Source organism: Streptomyces sp. Inha503, from assembly GCF_047215865.1.
GTDB classification, from domain to species: domain Bacteria; phylum Actinomycetota; class Actinomycetes; order Streptomycetales; family Streptomycetaceae; genus Streptomyces; species Streptomyces lycopersici.
This window is the reverse complement of record NZ_CP178360.1, coordinates 6,370,341-6,388,083: the sequence shown is the minus strand read 5'-3', so window position 1 is coordinate 6,388,083 and position 17,743 is coordinate 6,370,341. Positions and strand designations below refer to the sequence as shown.

General features: G+C 73.0%; 11 protein-coding genes. 7 read left to right on the top strand and 4 right to left on the bottom strand.

All coding sequences use genetic code 11. The features are described 5' to 3' along the window. Positions 1-107: 107 nt before the first annotated feature. The 3 genes from ACJX2R_RS26355 to ACJX2R_RS26345 form a co-directional block, all read right to left on the bottom strand. The gene (locus ACJX2R_RS26355; protein ID WP_413102157.1) at positions 108-956 is read right to left on the bottom strand and encodes a hypothetical protein; all 849 of its coding nucleotides are present in this window, start codon (positions 954-956) and stop codon (positions 108-110) included. A gap of 191 nt (positions 957-1,147) precedes the next feature. After that, positions 1,148-2,380 (bottom strand): metallophosphoesterase, encoded by a 1,233-nt coding sequence (locus ACJX2R_RS26350; RefSeq protein ID WP_413102156.1) that lies wholly within the window; start codon positions 2,378-2,380, stop codon positions 1,148-1,150. A 231-nt stretch (positions 2,381-2,611) separates the two neighbouring features. Continuing rightward, positions 2,612-3,712, bottom strand: a complete 1,101-nt coding sequence (locus ACJX2R_RS26345; protein WP_413102155.1) for a LacI family DNA-binding transcriptional regulator — start codon at positions 3,710-3,712, stop codon at positions 2,612-2,614. A gap of 405 nt (positions 3,713-4,117) precedes the next feature. On the opposite strand from ACJX2R_RS26345, the gene hisC reads away from it, so the two are divergent. The 6 genes from hisC (at position 4,118) to ACJX2R_RS26315 (ending at position 15,563) form a co-directional block, all read left to right on the top strand. Further along, positions 4,118-5,197: a histidinol-phosphate transaminase gene (gene hisC / locus ACJX2R_RS26340; RefSeq protein WP_413102154.1), complete on the top strand. Its 1,080-nt coding sequence runs from the start codon at positions 4,118-4,120 to the stop codon at positions 5,195-5,197. Positions 5,198-5,376: 179 nt separating this feature from the next. After that, positions 5,377-7,002, top strand: coding sequence for a cytochrome ubiquinol oxidase subunit I (locus ACJX2R_RS26335; RefSeq protein WP_413102153.1), 1,626 nt, complete (start codon positions 5,377-5,379; stop codon positions 7,000-7,002). A gap of 28 nt (positions 7,003-7,030) precedes the next feature. Then, positions 7,031-8,032, top strand: a complete 1,002-nt coding sequence (gene cydB, locus ACJX2R_RS26330) for a cytochrome d ubiquinol oxidase subunit II (protein WP_413102152.1) — start codon at positions 7,031-7,033, stop codon at positions 8,030-8,032. Positions 8,033-8,051: 19 nt separating this feature from the next. After that, positions 8,052-11,945, top strand: coding sequence for a thiol reductant ABC exporter subunit CydD (gene cydD / locus ACJX2R_RS26325; protein ID WP_413102151.1), 3,894 nt, complete (start codon positions 8,052-8,054; stop codon positions 11,943-11,945). Between the two features lie 298 nt (positions 11,946-12,243). After that, entirely contained in the window at positions 12,244-13,986 is a 1,743-nt protein-coding gene (locus tag ACJX2R_RS26320) for a GAF domain-containing sensor histidine kinase (RefSeq protein WP_413102150.1), read from the top strand. A gap of 728 nt (positions 13,987-14,714) precedes the next feature. Next, positions 14,715-15,563 (top strand): hypothetical protein, encoded by an 849-nt coding sequence (locus tag ACJX2R_RS26315; protein ID WP_413102149.1) that lies wholly within the window; start codon positions 14,715-14,717, stop codon positions 15,561-15,563. A 106-nt stretch (positions 15,564-15,669) separates the two neighbouring features. On the opposite strand, the gene ACJX2R_RS26310 is transcribed toward ACJX2R_RS26315, so the two are convergent. Continuing rightward, positions 15,670-16,551: a Cof-type HAD-IIB family hydrolase gene (locus ACJX2R_RS26310; protein ID WP_413102148.1), complete on the bottom strand. Its 882-nt coding sequence runs from the start codon at positions 16,549-16,551 to the stop codon at positions 15,670-15,672. A gap of 145 nt (positions 16,552-16,696) precedes the next feature. Between ACJX2R_RS26310 and ACJX2R_RS26305 the strand changes: the two genes are divergently transcribed. Beyond that, the gene (locus ACJX2R_RS26305; RefSeq protein WP_413102147.1) at positions 16,697-17,605 is read left to right on the top strand and encodes an LLM class flavin-dependent oxidoreductase; all 909 of its coding nucleotides are present in this window, start codon (positions 16,697-16,699) and stop codon (positions 17,603-17,605) included. Positions 17,606-17,743 lie beyond the last annotated feature (138 nt).

Genomic DNA, 17,743 nt, shown 5'->3' with positions numbered 1-17,743 from the left:
CGCACCCACACCCGGACCGCACCCGGAGCCGTACCCGCGCCCAGAGCAGTACTCGCACCCGGAGCCGTGCCCGCGCCCCGCGTCCGGACCGCGCCCCGCGCCCCGGGCTAGTCCGGCTGGTGTTCCGGTCCGCCGTAGTCGGGGCTGGTGTAGTCCGGGCTGCTGTAGCGGGGGCGGGCCTTGGGGCCCTCGTCGTCGGTGCTGAAGCCGGGGCGGCTGTAGCCGAGGTGCGGGGTGCGGCTGACCGCCTCGGGGTTGATCGGGACGTACGCGGAGGGGGCCGGGGCCGAGGGGTTGGCCAGGGCCTCGCGGAGGAACGGCAGGATGCCGCGCTCCAGCAGGGCATCCCGCCAGACCTCGCGCGCGCGGTCCACCTCCTCCAGCCGCTCGCTGCGCGCCTCGCCGCGGATCGCGCTGGAGCCGTTGCGCAGCGCGGTCAGGAGCAGTCCGACGGCGGCGATCAGGATGGCCGCGGCGGTCAGCGCGGCGAAGAACCAGCCCGCGGTGACCATCGGCTGGGCGATGGACGGGGCCGGGTCCAGGACGTTGAGGACATAGCCGACGATGAGGAAGATGATCGCGGCCGTACCGGCGAGCACCGGGGCCAGTACCGCGAGCATGGCCACGAGCCCCGCCCCCGCGGCGTCCTGCATCGCGCCGGCGAGCCCCACCGTGCCGTCCGGCTGCTCGCGCTCGCCCACGTCCCCGGCGAGCGGGAAGAGCGGGGCGGGCTCGCGCAGTTTGGCGCGAGTCTCGCGGTACGTCTGGTACTCGTCGGCCGCGCATGCCGCTATCGCGGTCGATGCCCCGAGCGCCATCGTGCGCAGCTGCTCGGCAGTGAGCCGCTGCCCGATACCGCTGAGGTCCGGGCGCCGGTCCGCGGTGCGCAGTGCCTCGTCGAGAACCCGCTCGAACTCCGGGCGGTCCTCGGTCAGCAGGTGCGGAGCGCTTTTCATGGTGCATCCCCCGATGCTCCGTAGGGCCGTGACGACCGGCTTTCGCCGGGCAGTCGGGCGGAAACGGAGGAGAGCCTGCGACGGATAAGCCGATGGTAGAGCCGATCCGGCGCGGGGTGACAGCAAGTTTCCCGAATTGCTCCCGCGCCGGTGAAACTCTCTATCTGCCCCGGACAGCGTCCGCTGAATCCTCAGTTCGCCAGGGGAAGTTGAACGACCAGCAGTTTTCCGGCCATCGTGATGCCGCCGTCCATGGCCACGGCGAGATTGTCCGCGTAGACATGCGGGCCCTCGACCGCGGGCGCGCCGCCGTCCTCGCCATCCTCGGAACCCACTTCGCCGAGCAGATACGGGATGGGGCTGTGGCCGTGGACGATGCGCTCCCCGCCGTAGGCGTCGAGCAATTCGCGGGCCGCCGTGGGTCCGGCGTCCTCGTCGCGGAAGGCGAACCGCTTGGTGAATTTGCGGAACAGGTCCCAGCACTCGTCGGCGTCGCTGCGCTGAAGTGTCTCGGTGACGGTGTCGTTGACGGCCTCGATCGAGTCGCCGTACTCCAGATAGGCGGTGGTGTCGGAGTGGACCAGCAGATGGCCGTCCTCCTCCGCCATCGCGTCCAGCCGGGACATCCACTGGAGGTGGTGGTCCTCGAGCCGCTCCATATCGCTGCGCTGGCCGCCGTTGAGCAGCCAGGCCGCCTGGAAGGAGGCCGTTCCGGCACCGGAGTTGACCGGCGTGTCGCCGAACCGCTTGGCGCCGATCAGCAGCAGCTCATGATTGCCCATCAGCGCCTTGCAGTAGCCGCCCGCGGCGGCGGCCTCGGCGGAGAGCTGCATGACCAGGTCGATGACGCCGATGCCGTCCGGGCCGCGGTCGGTGAAGTCGCCGAGGAACCACAACCGGGCGTTCCCCGCAGACCAGTTGCCCTTGGCGTCGATCAGGCCCTCGGCGGCGAGCGCCTCGCGCAGCTCCTCGTGGTAGCCGTGGACGTCGCCCACGACGTACAGCGGGCCGGGGCCCTCGTCCTGGGCCAGCGGGCCGTCCTCGGGCTCGGGCACCGGGGTGAGCGCCACGGTGGGGCGGTCCTGCGGCGGGACGAGCTGGGTGTCCTTGAGGGTGTGCCCCGGGCCCAGGACCGGGAGCCGCTCGGTCGGGGTGTACTCGGCGGGCAGGGGCAGCGGCGTGGGCGTGTCCGGCGCGGGCGCGCCGGGCACCGGTGCGCCCGGAGCCGGTGCGCCGGGTGCGGGCCCCTCGGGCGCGGACGCGCTCTGCGGCACGGGCGCGGTGCCCGGCGCGGCGGGCGCGGACCCGGGCGGCACGGCTCCGGGCGCGACCATGCCGGGCGGGGTGTGCGCCCCGTACGCGAGCACAGGAGGGATCGCAGCCGTGGTCCCTGCCGTGGCTTCCAGACCGGCCCCCTGAGTCATCGACCCCTCCACCATCACGCCGCCGTGCCACCTTGTGGACCTTGCCTGGTCGACGGCGGTCCGCGGTGTCGTCCGCCCATCATAGGAATGACCGTGAGGGCTTGTGACGCACCAGGGTGCCGTCAATCGCTGCTCGCTCCTGCTTCGTCGGACTTTTATCCCGGATTGGCCCAGTAGGGGAAGCCCATTGGCCTCAGGTCCTCCTCGGGTAATCCTTGAGTCGCCCTCAGGTCAGCCTCCAGTGCGGCTGCGCGGAGCGCTGACCGTCGTACGCGGCGGACGGCGCTGCGAGGACGTCCGCACCATCAATTCGGTGGGTATGACCTGCTCAACGGGGTGGTCGGTGTCAAGGCCCTCGATGGCGTCGATGAGCAACTGGACGACCGCCGTGCCGATCCGGCGAGGTTTGAGTGAGAGGGTCGTGATGGGCGGTTCGGTGGTGCGGTAGACGGTCGATTCGCTACAGCACACCAGCAGCAGATCGTCGGGGACCCGCAGCCCGTAGCGGCGGGCGGCGGCGAGCAGATCGGTGCCGTTGGGGTCGAAGAGGCCGTAGACCGCGTCGGGGCGGTCCGGGCGCGCGAGCAGCCGGTCGGCGGCGACGGCACCGGCACAAGGGTCGTGGGCCGGGTACGCCTCATAGACCGGATCCTGTCCCACCCGTTCGCACCATTGCAGGTACGCCGTGGTGGACAGCCGGGTGTAGGTGTCCGTGGAGGTCCCGGTGAGCAGTCCGATCCGGCGGGCGCCGGCCTCGGCGAGATGGTCGAGCAGCCCCAGCACCGCCGCCTCGTGGTCGTTGTCGACCCAGGCGGTGACGGGGAGGGCGCCGGCGGGGCGGCCGTCGCTGACGACGGGGATGCCCTGGCGCAGGAGCTCGGTGACGACCGGATCGTGGTCGGAGGGGTCGATCACCACGGTGCCGTCGAGGGCGACGTTGGACCACACGTCGTGGCGGGAGGTGGCGGGGAGGATGACGAGGGCGTAGCCACGCGCCAGCGCGGCGGAGGTGGCGGCCCGCGCCATCTCGGCGAAGTAGGCGAACTCGGTGAAGGTGAAAGGTTCATCCCCGTACGTGGTCACGGTCAGGCCGATGAGGCCGGACTTGCCGGTACGGAGCGTGCGGGCCGCTGCGGACGGGCGATAGCCCAGCCGCTCGGCGACCTCGCGGACATGGCGGCGGGTGGCCTCCGGGAGCCGGCCCTTGCCGTTGAGCGCGTCGGAGACGGTCGTGATGGAGACCCCGGCGGCGGCGGCCACGTCCCGGATGCCCGCCCGCCCTAACCGGCGGCCGGCCGACCGGCTCACCTGGTGCTTCCCTGCTGCTGTCATGGCCAGCCGATAGTAGGGCGCGGGTGGGAGGGTTGCGCGATTCCGCCATCGGTATTCGGAAGGCACGTTTCTGCATGAGCGCTTTCCCCAATTCCCTTGGAAGTGAAGCCAGTTGGGGGTTCCATGGGGCCTCTGATCGCCCCTGGCATATCCACGCCTGGTGATTGATACATGTCTCGAAGAGGTCTCAACTCACCTGCACGGGTGATGCGCGCCACGGCGCTCGCCACCGGCGCGCGCGAAAACGCGGGGCGCTCCCCCCGGTGGGTACGCGGGCGCCGGAGGCGGATACGCGGCGGCGCCCGGCGGGTACGCGATTCGGGGGAATCCTCATAAGGTGTGCAGTATTGCCGTGTGCGAACGCTGCCCACGGCCCGAGACAGGATGGGTCGAGGAGGACTGTCGGTGACCGAGAAGAGCCCCAAGCTGCGCGCCGCGCTGGACGGCATCCCGACGTACAAGCCCGGCAGGCCGGCCGCCGCGGGCGGCCCCCTGGCCTTCAAGCTCTCCTCCAACGAGAACCCCTATCCGCCGCTGGCCGGGGTGCTTGAGACCGCCGCGAACGCCGCCGCCTCCTTCAACCGCTACCCGGACCTCGCCTGCACCGCGCTGATCGCCGAGCTGGCGAGCCGCTTCGACGTACCGCTGGAGCATCTGGCCACCGGGACCGGCTCGGTCGGCGTGGCCCAGCAGCTGGTCCAGTCCACGGCGGGGCCGGGCGATGAGGTGATCTACGCCTGGCGGTCCTTCGAGGCATATCCGATCATCACTCAGATCGCCGGGGCGACGTCGGTGCGCGTCCCGCTGAACGACGCCGAGGAGCACGACCTGGAGGCAATGGCGGACGCCATCACCGACCGCACCCGGCTGATTTTCGTCTGTAACCCCAACAACCCGACCAGCACCGTGGTCCGCCGGGCCCAGCTGGAGCGGTTCCTGGAGCGGGTGCCGTCCGATGTGCTGGTGGTGCTGGACGAGGCGTACATCGAGTTCATCCGGGACGAACGGGTCCCCAACGGGATCGATCTCTACCGGGACCGGCCGAATGTGTGTGTGCTGCGCACCTTCTCCAAGGCGTACGGCCTGGCCGGGCTGCGGGTCGGCTTCGCGATCGCCCATGAGCCGGTGGCGGCGGCGCTGCGCAAGACCGCGGTGCCGTTCGGCGTCAGCCAGCTCGCCCAGGACGCGGCGGTGGCCTCGCTGCGCAGCGAGGACGCGCTGCGGGAGCGGGTGGACGCGCTGGTCACCGAGCGGGGCCGGGTGTGGGAGGCGCTGACCGCCCAGGGGTGGACGGTCCCGGACTCGCAGGCGAACTTCGTCTGGCTGCGGCTGGGGGAGCGCACGGCCGACTTCGGAGCGGTGTGCGAGGCGGCGGGCGTGGTGGTCCGTCCGTTCCCGGGCGAGGGGGTGCGGGTGACCATCGGCGAGCGCGAGGCGAACGAGATCTTCCTGCGGACGGCGGCGGAGTACCGCAAGGAGCTCTGAGCCTCGTAAGGGCCCCAACGGCCCTTTAGAGAGGTGCGCAGCATACCCATACGTGTCCCATTCGCCCCCTACCACCCCCGGTGGGAGGGGGCGAAGCCATGTGCGTATCATTGCTTGTGAATGTGAATACGTTCACAAGCTCGCTCCGCGGGCAGGCACGACCGTAAGGAGAGATTCAGGTGAATCTGGCTCTGGCGCCGGAGACGCTGGCCCGATGGCAGTTCGGCATCACGACCGTCTACCACTTCCTCTTCGTGCCGCTGACGATCTCTCTCGCCGCGATCACGGCGGGTCTGGAGACCGCATGGGTCCGCACCGGCAAGGAGAAGTACTTCCACGCCACCAAGTTCTGGGGGAAGCTCTTCCTGATCAACATCGCGATGGGTGTGGTCACCGGCATCGTGCAGGAGTTCCAGTTCGGCATGAACTGGTCGGACTACTCCCGCTTCGTCGGTGATGTCTTCGGCGCCCCGCTCGCGATGGAGGCCCTGCTTGCCTTCTTCTTCGAGTCCACCTTCATAGGCCTGTGGATCTTCGGCTGGGACAAGCTGCCCAAGAAGATCCACTGCGCCTGCATCTGGATCGTCGCGCTCGGCACGATCCTCTCGTCGTACTTCATCCTGGCCGCCAACTCCTGGATGCAGCACCCGACCGGCTACACGATCGACAAGGCCACCGGAAAGGCCCAGCTCACCGACATCTGGGCGGTGCTGACCCAGAACACCACCCTGGTCGTGGTCTTCCACACGCTGACCGCGGCCTTCCTCACCGGCGCCGCCTTCATCATCGGGATCTCCTCCTTCCATCTGCTGCGCGCCAAGCGCCGCCGGGAGCGCGGCGAGGAACTGGGCGAGCAGCGGAAGAAGCAGATCGGGGCGATGCGGGCCTCGCTGCGGGTGGGCCTGGTGGTCGCGGTGATCGCGGGGCTCGGTACGGCGATCAGCGGCGACCAGCTCGGCAAGGTGATGTTCGAGCAGCAGCCGATGAAGATGGCGGCGGCCGAGGCCCTCTGGGACACCCAGGCGCCCGCGCCCTTCTCGGTCTTCGCCGTCGGCGATGTCAGCAAGGGGCACAACAGCGTCGAGCTGGAGGTCCCCGGGGTGCTCTCCTTCCTGGCGCACAGCAACTTCACCGACTCCGTCCCCGGGATCAATGACATCGCGCAGCGGGAGGCCGACGCCTACGGCGGTCAGCCCGATGACTACATCCCCAGCATCTTCATGACCTTCTGGGGCTTCCGGCTGATGATCGGCTTCGGGATGACCTCGTTCGTCGCCGGGCTGATCGGGCTGTGGACGACCCGCCGCAAGCGGTGGCTGGCGCCCGCCTTCCGCACCGGTGAGGACGAGGTGCCCCGGCTCATGCTCACCAAGAAGCGCGAGATGGGCCCGCTGCTGTCCACCTGGTCCTGGCGGGTCGGCATCCTCACCATGGGCTTTCCGCTGATCGCCAACTCCTTCGGTTGGATCTTCACCGAGATGGGTCGGCAGCCCTGGGCGGTCTACGGGCTGATGAAGACGTCCGACGCGGTCTCCCCCGGCGTCAGCCAGACCGAGGTGCTGATCTCGCTCGGCGTCTTCACGCTGCTGTACGGGGTGCTCGCGGTGATCGAGGTGCGGCTGCTGACCAAGTACGCCAAGGCCGGACCGGACACCGACGAGAAGCCGCCCGCCAAGGATCCGAAGCTGCGGCTGCCCTCGAGCGGCCCCGGGGGCCGGGGCGGTCCGGGTGGTCCTGGCAGTCCGGACGGCGGGGCCTCCGCCGAGGACGAGGACGCCGACAAGCCGCTGACCTTCGCGTACTGACGGCCGTAGAGGATCACCGGAGAGGATCATGCACCTTCACGACTTCTGGTTCCTGCTGATCGCCTTCCTGTGGACGGGCTACTTCTTCCTGGAGGGCTTCGACTTCGGCATCGGCGTGCTGACCAAGCTGCTCGCCCGCGACCGCACCGAGCGCCGGGTCCTGATCAACACGATCGGGCCGGTGTGGGACGGTAACGAGGTCTGGTTGATCACGGCGGGCGGGGCGACCTTCGCCGCCTTCCCCGACTGGTACGCGACGCTCTTCAGCGGCTTCTATCTGCCGCTGCTGGCCATCCTGGTCTGCCTGATCCTGCGCGGTGTCGCCTTCGAGTACCGGCACAAGCGCCCCGAGGACCGCTGGCAGCGCAACTGGGAGCATGCGATCTTCTGGTGCTCGCTGCTGCCCGCGTTCCTCTGGGGAGCGATCTTCGCCAATCTGGTGCACGGAGTGCCGATCGGCCGGGACGGGAACTACGCGGGCGGTCTGTCGGATCTGCTCACGCCGTACGCCCTGCTGGGCGGGGTGGTCACGCTGGTGCTGTTCACCTTCCACGGCGCCGTCTTCGCCGCGCTCAAGACGGACGGGGACATCCGGACCAGGGCGCGGCGGTACGCGGCCCGGCTCGGTCTGGCCACCGCCGTGGTCGCGGTGCCGTTCCTGGTCTGGACGCAGGGCGAGAGCGGGAACGCCCGCAGCCTGGTGGCGGTCGTCATCGCCGTTCTGGCGCTGACCGCGGCGCTGCTCATGAACCAGCGGGGGCGTGAGGGATGGGCGTTCGGGCTGTCCGGGGTCGCCGTCGCGGCGGCCGTCGCGATGCTCTTCCTGGCGCTCTTCCCCGAGGTCATGCCCTCCTCGCTGGACCCGGCGTGGAGCCTGACGGCGGCGAATGCCGCCTCCAGCCCCTACACGCTCAAGATCATGACGTGGGTCGGCGCCATCATGATGCCGCTGATCATGGCCTACCAGGCGTGGACGTACTGGGTCTTCCGTAAGCGCATCGGTACCCGGCACATCCCCGCCGCCCACTGACGCGGGTGCGGTGTTTCACGTGAAACCAATCGACCCCCGACTGCTGCGGTACGCACGGGCCACCCGCTTCTTCCTCGCCGCCTCCGTGGCGCTGGGCCTGGCCGGAGCGGGACTGGTCATCGCGCAGGCGATGCTGATCGCCGAGATCGTGGTGGGCGCCTTCCAGCGGGGCGACGGCGTGACGGCGCTGACGCTTCCGCTGGGGCTGCTGGCTCTGGTCGCCGTCGGCCGGGCGGTCGTCTCCTGGCTGACCGAACTGGCCGCCCACCGGGCCGGTGCGGCGGTCAAGTCGGAGCTGCGGCTGCGGCTGCTGGAGCGGGCCGTACGGCTCGGGCCGAGCTGGCTGGACTCCCAGCGGACCGGTGAACTCACCACCCTCGCCACCCGGGGCATCGACGCGCTGGACGACTACTTCGCACGCTATCTGCCCCAGTTGGGGCTGGCCGTGGTGGTGCCGGTGGCGGTGCTCGCCCGGATCGTCACCGCGGACTGGATCTCCGCGCTGATCATCGTCGCCACGCTGCCGCTGATTCCGCTGTTCATGATGCTCATCGGCTGGGCCACCCAGTCCCGGATGGACCGTCAGTGGCGGCTGCTGTCCCGGCTGTCCGGGCACTTCCTCGATGTCGTCGCAGGGCTGCCCACCCTGAAGGTCTTCGGGCGGGCCAAGGCCCAGGCCGCCTCGATCCGTGCGATCACGGGCGACTACCGGCGGGCCACGCTCAAGACGCTGCGGCTGGCCTTTCTGTCCTCCCTGGCCCTGGAACTCCTCTCCACGGTGTCGGTCGCGCTGGTCGCGGTCGACATCGGAATGCGGCTGGTGCACGGCGAGATGGACCTCTTCACCGGGCTGGTGGTGCTGGTGCTCGCCCCCGAGGCCTATCTGCCGCTGCGGCAGGTGGGCGCGCAGTACCACGCGGCGGCGGAGGGGCTGACGGCGGCGGACGAGGTGTTCGCGGTGCTGGAGCGCGAGCCCTCGGGGGCGGGCGGTGCGACCTCTGGCGCGGGTGGCACGCTCTCTGGGGTGGGTGGCGCGCCCGCGCCCGACGCCCGGGGTGCCGCGCTGGCGCTGGACGGCCTGGTGGTCCGCCACCCCGGACGCACCGAACCCTCCCTCGCCCGGACCTCCTTCGAGATCCGCCCGGGGGAGACGGTCGCCGTCGTGGGTCCCAGCGGCGCCGGGAAGTCGACCCTGCTGAACGCCGTGCTGGGCTTCGCCGCACCGCACGAGGGCCGGGTGCTGATCGGGGGCCGGGACCTGGCCTCGCTGGACCCGGAGAGCTGGCGGCGCCAGATCGCCTGGGTGCCCCAGCGCCCGTACCTCTTCGCCGGAACGATCGCGGAGAACGTCCGGCTGGCCCGGCCGGACGCCGACGACGAGGCGGTACGGGCCGCCCTGCGCGACGCGGACGCGCTGGGTTTCGTCTCCGCGCTGCCGGACGGGCTCGAGACCCGGCTGGGTGAGATGGGCGCCGGACTCTCCGCGGGCCAACGCCAACGGATCGCCCTCGTCCGCGCCTTCCTGGCCGACCGCCCGGTGCTGCTCCTGGACGAGCCGACGGCGAACCTGGACGGCGAGACGGAGGCGTCCGTCGTCGGGGCGGTGCGTCGGCTCGCCGAGGGCCGCACGGTCCTCCTGGTCGTCCACCGCCCGGCACTGCTGCCGCTGGCGGACCGGGTGCTGCGATTGCCGGGGCCGGGCCGGGGTTCTGCGGCTGCCGCCCCTGGTGGGCCTGCCGCTCTGCCCGCGGTTGAGCGCGCGTCGGCGGCGGATGCGGACGCGTGGTCGGGCTCCGGGGCGGCATCCCCTGGCGGGCTGGGCCCGCTGCCCGTGGATCAGTCCGCGTCGGCGGTGGGCCTCGCGCGCGCGGCCGGGCACCCGCACGCGGAGGCGCGCGAAGGCGCGCTGGAGGCAACGACGAGTGCGGGGCGGACGTCCGCCGCCGCGCACGCGTTGATGGCGGACCACGGGCCCGGTGGGCGGCTGGGTGCCGCGCGGTCCGGGCCGGGCAGTACGGGGGTGAGCACGCCGGATGGCTCGGCCGCGTCGGACGGTGCGGCCGCCTCGCACGGCTCGGCCGCCCGTACCCGTCCCCGTACCCGCCCCCGCCGGAGCGCTTTGGCGCGGGTGCGGGGGGCCGCGCGTGGGGGACGGGGGCGGTTCGGGCTGGCATTGTCGCTCGGGAGCCTCGCCCTGCTGAGTGCGGTCGGGCTGATGGCCGTATCCGGATGGCTGATCTCGCGGGCCGCGCAGCAGCCGCCCGTGCTCTATCTGATGGTGGCGGTCACCGCGACCCGGGCGTTCGGGATCGGCCGGGCCGTCTTCCGCTACGCCGAGCGCCTGGTCTCGCACGACGCCGTGCTGCGGGTGCTGGCCGAGCTGCGGGTCGCCGTCTACCGGAGGCTGGAGCGGCTGGCGCCCGCCGGGCTCGGCCGGACACGCCGCGGCGATCTGCTCTCCCGGCTGGTGGCCGATGTGGACACCGTGCAGGACTACTTCCTGCGCTGGCTGCTGCCCGTCGGCACCGCGCTGACCGTCGGCGCGGCCTCGGTGGGCTTCCTCACCTGGGTGCTGCCCGAGGCCGGGGCCGTGCTGGCGGCGGGGCTGCTGGTGGCGGGGGTCGTGGTGCCCGCCGTGTCCGGGGCGCTCGCGCGGCGCGCGGAGCGGCGGCTGGCACCGGCGCGCGGTGCTCTGTCGGCGCAGGTCGTGGACCTGCTCGCGGGGACCGCCGAGTTGACCGTCGCGGGTGCGCTGCCGCGCCGGCTGGACGCGGTGCGCCGGGCCGACGCGGTGCTCACCCGGATCGCCCGGAGGACGGCGGCCGCCGCCGGTACGGGCGCCGGGCTGTCCGCACTGGTCTGCGGTCTCACCGTGGCGGCCGCGGCGTGGGTCGGGGTCCCGGCCGTGGCGGACGGCCGCATCCACGGGGTATGGCTGGCGGTCGTGGTGCTGACCCCGCTCGCCGCCTTCGAGGCCGTCGCGGGGCTGCCGCTCGCGGTGCAGCACCGGCAGCGGGTGCGGCGCGCCGCGGAGCGCGTGTACGAGGTGCTGGACGAGCCGATTCCGGTGCGCGAGCCCGAGGAGGCGCGAGGCGAGGCGGTGGCGCGCGATGAGGCGGGACGCGAGGCGGTGGTGCGCGAGGAGGTGCCGAGTGCGCCGTATCCGCTGGTGTTGCGCGGGATCACCGCCCGCCACCCCGGGCAGTCCACCCCAGCCCTGGACGGGTTCGGGCTGGAGCTGCGCCCGGGCCGCCGGGTCGCGGTCGTCGGACCGTCGGGGGCGGGCAAGACCACCCTCGCCCAGGTGCTGCTCCGCTTCCTGGACACCGAGGGCGGCACATACACCCTGGCGGGCCGGAACGCCGCCGCGCTGGACGGGGACGCGGTGCGGCGGCTGGTCGGCCTCTGCGCCCAGGACGCCCATGTGTTCGACAGCTCGCTGCGCGAGAACCTGCGGCTGGCGCGCCCCTGCGCGAGCGATGACGAGCTGCGCGCGGCACTGGCCGCGGCCCGGCTGCTGGACTGGGTGGATGGGCTGCCGGACGGCCTGGACACGCTCGTCGGCGAGCAGGGCGCACGGCTCTCCGGCGGCCAGCGGCAGCGGCTGGCACTGGCCCGCGCGCTGCTGGCGGACTTCCCGGTGCTGGTCCTGGACGAGCCCGCCGAGCACCTGGACCTGCCCACGGCCGACGCCCTGACGGCCGACCTGCTGTCGGTGACCCGGGGGCGCACCACCGTCCTGATCACCCACCGGCTGGCGGGCCTGGACGCGGTGGACGAGGTGATCGTCCTCGACGGCGGCCGCGCCGTCCAGCGCGGAACGTACGCGGCACTGGCCTCGGCCGACGGCCCATTCCGCCGGATGCTGGAGCGCGAGGCGGTGGAGGGCGGAGTCCTGGTGGGCGCTGGGTAGCCGCCGGGTGTGGGCTGGGGCTTGTCCGGCGCGTCTTGGCGCCTGCGGCGGGCTGTTCCCCTCCCCGCCCCTTCCCACAACTGGGGCTCCGCCCCAGACCCCGGGTCCAGGGGCCCGCGGTGCCTGCCGCCGGTGCCACTGGCGCGCGGCCGGACAGGGGCACGGACTGCCACGGACTGCCGCATGGTTGTCCCTGGCCCGCGTGGGCCGCCCCTATGGCACCCCGAAGCGGCGGAAGCAGGGTAGGTCCAGCGCCTCCAACAGGGCGTTTATCCGCGGTATTCATTAGGCTCGACGCATGGCGGCCGCTGCCCCCTCCCCCGACCCCCTGGATGTGGCCGCGGAGGCGACCCGCGGTCTGCGGGGGCTGTCCACCGAGCTCACGGCGCGGCTGCCGCGGCTGCTGGAGGCGATGCGCTCGCTCGGCACGGGGCCGGACGCGCACACCGTCCTCGACCGGATCGTCCGTACCGCGGCCGAGCTGGTGGGCGCGCGCCGCGCCGCGATCGGAGTGCACCGTATCGAGGGCGACGCCGCCGCGGGTCAGGGCCTGGCCGATGTGGTCACGTACGGCGTGACGGAGACCGACCGGGAGCGGTCCGCGGAGCTGCTCGCCGACGCATGCCGCACCGGAGCGCCCTCGGCCGCGGAGCCGTCGGGCCCGTCCCGGTCGCCAGGCCGGTCCCAGCCGACGAGCCCGTCCCAGCTGGCGGGTCCGTCCCAGCCGTCGAGCGCGTATCTCACCGTCCCGCTGCGCGTCGGGGAGGAGATCTTCGGCGTCCTCTGTCTCGCCGAGAAGCGGGACGGTGGTCCGTTCACCGACTCCGAACGGCATCTGGTCGAGGTGCTGGCGACCGAGGCGGGGATCGCCATCGGCCACACCCGCGTCCAGGGGGCCACCCGGCAGCGTGAGCGCTGGATCGAGGGGTCGGTGGCCGTAACCCAGGCGGTGCTGTCCGGCGGCGCCGGGGACGGGCCGGCCGTGGTCGCCGAGAAGGCCCGGGAACTCGCGGACGCGGCGGTGGGCATCGTGCTGCTGCCGGAGGACGGCGGTGACGGGCTGAAGGCCGTGGCGGTGGCCGCCGATGAGCGGTCCGGGCTGCTCGGGGCGGTGCTTCCGGCCCGCTCCCCGGCCGTGCCGAGGCTGCTGGCCGGGCAGCCGGTCCTCATCGAGGATCCGGCCACTGACCCGCTGCTCGGCACCGGCGTCCCCTGGCGTTACGGGCCGAGCATGATGGTGCCGCTGAGCAGCGGGGACCGGGTGCTCGGCGTGCTGGCCACCGCGCGGGAGCGCGACGCCGACCCGTTCACCGCGACCGAGCGCACCCTGGCCGCCCAGTTCGCGGCGCAGGCGGCGGTCGCGCTGGTGCTCGCCGAGGCGCAGCGCGACCGGGAGCGGCTCGCGGTCCTCGAGGAGCGCGACCGGATCGCCCGCGACCTCCACGACCTCGTCGTCCAACGCCTCTTCGCGACCGGGATGCTGCTGGAGAGCGCGGAGCGCCAGTCGGACGCGCCGGAGGTGCGGGAGCGGATCGAGCGGGCCGTCGAGGAGCTGGGCGCCACCATCCAGGAGGTACGGACGGCGGTCTCCGCGTTGCAGCAGACCCCGCCCGAGACGCCGCCCGGCCTGCGCGGCCGGGTGCTGCGGGAGGTCAGGGCGGCCGCCGTGCCGCTGGGCTTCCAGCCGTCGCTGACCTTCGTGGGTCCGGTGGACGACCTGGTCGCTTCCGTGACCGGCGCCCATCTCGTCGCGGCACTGCGCGAGTCGCTGTCCAACGCCTTCCGGCATGCCCGGGCCGAGCGGATCGAGGTGGTCGTGGACGCCACCGCCCGGCTCGCGGACGGACGGCCGGCGGTCCGGCTGACGGTCGCGGACGACGGGGTGGGCGTGCCCGCGGACGGGCGGCGCAGCGGTCTGGCCAACCTGGTACGGCGGGCCGAGGCGCTGGGCGGATCGAGCACCTTCGGCCCCGGCCTCGGTGAGGACGGCCGCGGAACGGCGGTGGTCTGGGAGGCGCCGCTGCCGAACGAGGACGCCTGAGGCGCCGCTGCTTGGGTGAGGGCGCCTCAGGGCGACTGCCGCGCTGGGGGCGAGGCCGGGGCTTGGGCGCCGATGCCGGATGAGGGAGCCTCACTGGCCGCTGTCGGGCGGAGGGGCCTGACAGTTGTCGGCCGGGCCGCGGGGCCCGGGGGTGTCGTTGCCGGGTGAAGCCGCCTGGCGGGCCGCTGTCGGGTAAGGAGCCTGGGGCCATTGCAGGGGCCGGGGTTCTCACGGCTGCGGGCCGGGTCGGGGCCGGAGGCGCTGCTGCCAGCGAAGGTGCCTGAGGCGCTGCTGTCGGGTGAGGGCACCTCGGAGCGACTGTCGAGCTGGGGGCGAGTCCGGGACTTGAGGCACCGTTGGGCCGCTGTCGGGTAAGGAGCCTGGGGCCACTGCCGGGGCCGGGGTTCTCACGGCCGCGGGCCGGGTGGGGGCCGGAGGCGCTGTTGCCAGCGAAGGTGGCCGTGAGGCCGTTGTCGAGCCGGGGGCTTGACCGGCCGGTGGGCGGGCCAAGGGCCCGCGGGGGGTGCTGGGGCGGTGACAGGGCGCGGTGGGGCGGGGGTTGTCGCCCGGGCGGCCCAACGGCTCACCTACGCGGGCCAACTAGCGCCTCGTCAGAGTGCGGGTCGTGGTGGCCGACGGTGGGATGAGGCTCGCGGGCCGTTCGGTCCTTCGTATCCCATCGCACTCCGCGACAGATGTGGCCCGACCGCGGGGAAGGAAGTCATGACGTGAACAGCCAGAGTCCCACTCCCAAGCGATCCCGGACGCGTCGCCGGGTTTTGTTCGCCTCCGTCGCGGCAGTCGCCGCCGTCTCCAGCCAGATGCTGACCATGTCTCCCGCGGCGCAGGCGGATGACCCCACGGGCGGTGGCCCCGGCCGTCCCAAGCCGCCGAGGCCGCCGGCCATCATCCACGGGATCCAGGAGTTCACCGCGGACGGCGCCTTCACGCCTCCCGCGGGTGTCACCTCGGTGCACATCCAGGCGTGGGGAGCGGGCGGTGGTGGCGGCGGTGGTGGCGGTGGCGCCAGCGCCCCGCTGACGGGCGCCGGCGGCACCGGCGGTGGCGGCGGATCCGGCGGCTTCACCTGGTGCGTCCTCCCGGTGACGCCGTTCGCCACCTACACGGTGGACCTGGGCACCGGTGGCACCGCGGGCACCGCCGGTCCGGGTGGCGCCGCGGGCGGCAACCCCGGCTCGGCGGGTGGTACCGGCGGCAACGGCGGGACGACGACCCTGACCTCCAGCGCCGGCATCCAGCTCGCCGCCACGGGTGGCACCGGCGGCACGGGCGGTGGCGGCGGCACGGCTGCCCCGGGCACCCCGGGCACGGGCGGCACCGGCGGCACCGGCGCCTGCAACAGCCTCTCCGTGGTGAACCGCAGCGGTGAGAACGGTGCGAGCGGCGCCGATGGCGGTGAGGGCGGCGACGCGGTCGACGGCATCGTCGAGCTGCCCCCGACGAACAGCAGCGCGGGCGGCGACGGTGGCGTCGGCGGCCCCGGTGGCAACACCCCTGGCTCCAACGGTGCCCCCGGTACCGCCGGTGGCAACGGCTACGCGGTCATCTTCTGGTAAGACCCCCGGTCTCGGTCAGGCGAACCGCCCCCCAGTGCCTCACGGTGCCGGGGGGCGGTGTCCGGGAGGCGGTGTCGGGGGTCCGGGCGGAGAAGGGCGCGCGTGCCTAACCCGTCAGGATTCGCTCGATGACGACGGCGACCCCGTCCTCGGTGTTGGCGCCCGTGCGGTGCGTGGTCGCGGCGAGCACCTCCGGGTGGGCGTTGGCCATCGCGTACGAGGTACCCGCCCACATCAGCATCTCCAGGTCGTTGGGCATGTCCCCGAACGCCACGACCTCCGAGGCCGAGATCCCGCGCTGGGCACAGCACCGGGCCAGGGTGCTGGCCTTGCTGACCCCGAGCCCGCTGACCTCCAGCAGGGCGGACGGGCTGGAGCGGGTGAAGTCGCCGTGGGCCCCGGCGACCGAGCGAGCCAACTGGAGGAAGTCGTCGGGCGCCAGCTCGGGGTGGTGGGCGAGCAGTTTGAGGACCGGCATGTCGGCGTGCGCGAATCCGTCGTGGAGCAACTTCTCGGCGGGGGCGACGATCGCGCCCGGGTCGAGGTGAAAGGGCGGGTACCGCGGTTCGTAGAAGATCCCGCCGCTGCGCTCGACCGCGAAGGACGTGCCCGGGGCCGCCTCGCGCAGCGCCGCCACGATGGTGAGCGCCCGGTCCGTGGCGAGCGGACGGACCTCGACCGGCAGCCCGCCCTGGTGCAGATCGACCACGGCGGCGCCGTTGGCGCAGATGGCCAGGCCGTGGCCGTGCACATGGGCGCTGACGACGTCCATCCAGCGGGCCGGGCGGCCGGTGACGAAGAACACCTCGATACCCGCCCGCTCGGCCGCCGCGAGCGCCGACACGGTGCGGTCGGAGACCGTCTTGTCGTCCCGCAGCAGGGTGCCGTCGAGGTCGGTGGCGATCAGCCGGGGCCGGGCCGGGGCGGGGCGGAAACGCTCTGGGGCCGGGGTGTTCGGCCGGTCGGTCGCAGGAGTCACGGCAACCATCCTCCCGCATATGCCACTCATCGATGAGGGCACGGTGCCCGGGTGGGCCTGCTCGAGCACCGCTCGGCGGTGCGCCCGCTCCGGTGGGCTCGTCCGGACGTCGCGGCGGTACGGCGTTGTCACACCCACCGCTTAGGCTCGCGGTATGCGAGTGAGCACCGTGATCCTGCCCATCCACCGCTGGGCCGAGGGCGGCCGGAAGACTTGGCAGCGCGCCGAGGAGCTGGGTTTCCACGCCGCGTACACCTATGACCACCTGTCCTGGCGCAGCTTCCGCGACGGCCCCTGGTTCGGGGCGGTCCCCACGCTGACGGCGGCCGCCGCGGCGACCTCGCGGCTGCGCCTGGGCACCCTCGTCACCTCCCCGAACTTCCGGCATCCGGTGACGCTGGCCAAGGAGCTGATCACGCTGGACGACGTGTCCGGTGGGCGGATCACCCTCGGCATCGGCGCGGGCGGCTCCGGCTTCGACGCGACGACGCTGCTGCGCGGCGGCGAGGAGCCGTGGTCGCCCCGGGAGCGGGCGGACCGGTTCGGCGAGTTCGTCGAGCTGCTCGACCGGCTGCTGACACACGACGCGGTGACGTACGAGGGCACGCACTACAGCGCGTACGAGGCGCGCGACATCCCCGGCTGTGTGCAGCGGCCGCGGCTGCCGTTCGCGGTGGCTGCCACCGGTCCGCGCGGGCTGCGGCTCGCGGCGCGGTACGGCCAGGCGTGGGTGACCACGGGCGATCCGAAGATCTCCGAGACGGGCACCCCGGCCGATTCGCTGGCCGCCATCGGTGGTCAGATCGACCGGCTGGGCAAGGCGTGCGCGGAGGCCGGGCGGGGCGCCGGCGACCTCGACAAGATCCTTCTCACCGGCTTCACCCCGGATGGCACGGGGCCGCTGAGCTCGGTGGACGCCTTTGTGGACTTCGCCGGACGCCATGCCGAGCTGGGCATCGAGGAGATCGTGCTGCACTGGCCGATCCCCGATTCGATCTTCGCGGCCGACCTCGGGGTCTTCGAGAAGATCGCCACGGAGGGCGCGGCCCAGATAGCGGGGTGAGCGGCCCGGATCGCCGGACACAGCGGCTCGCCGGATCGCCGGACACAGCGGCTCGCCGGACCGCCGCACACAGCAGCCCAGCAGCTCGCCGGAGAACCGGACACAGCGGCTCGCCGACCGCCGGACGCGGCCGCCCGC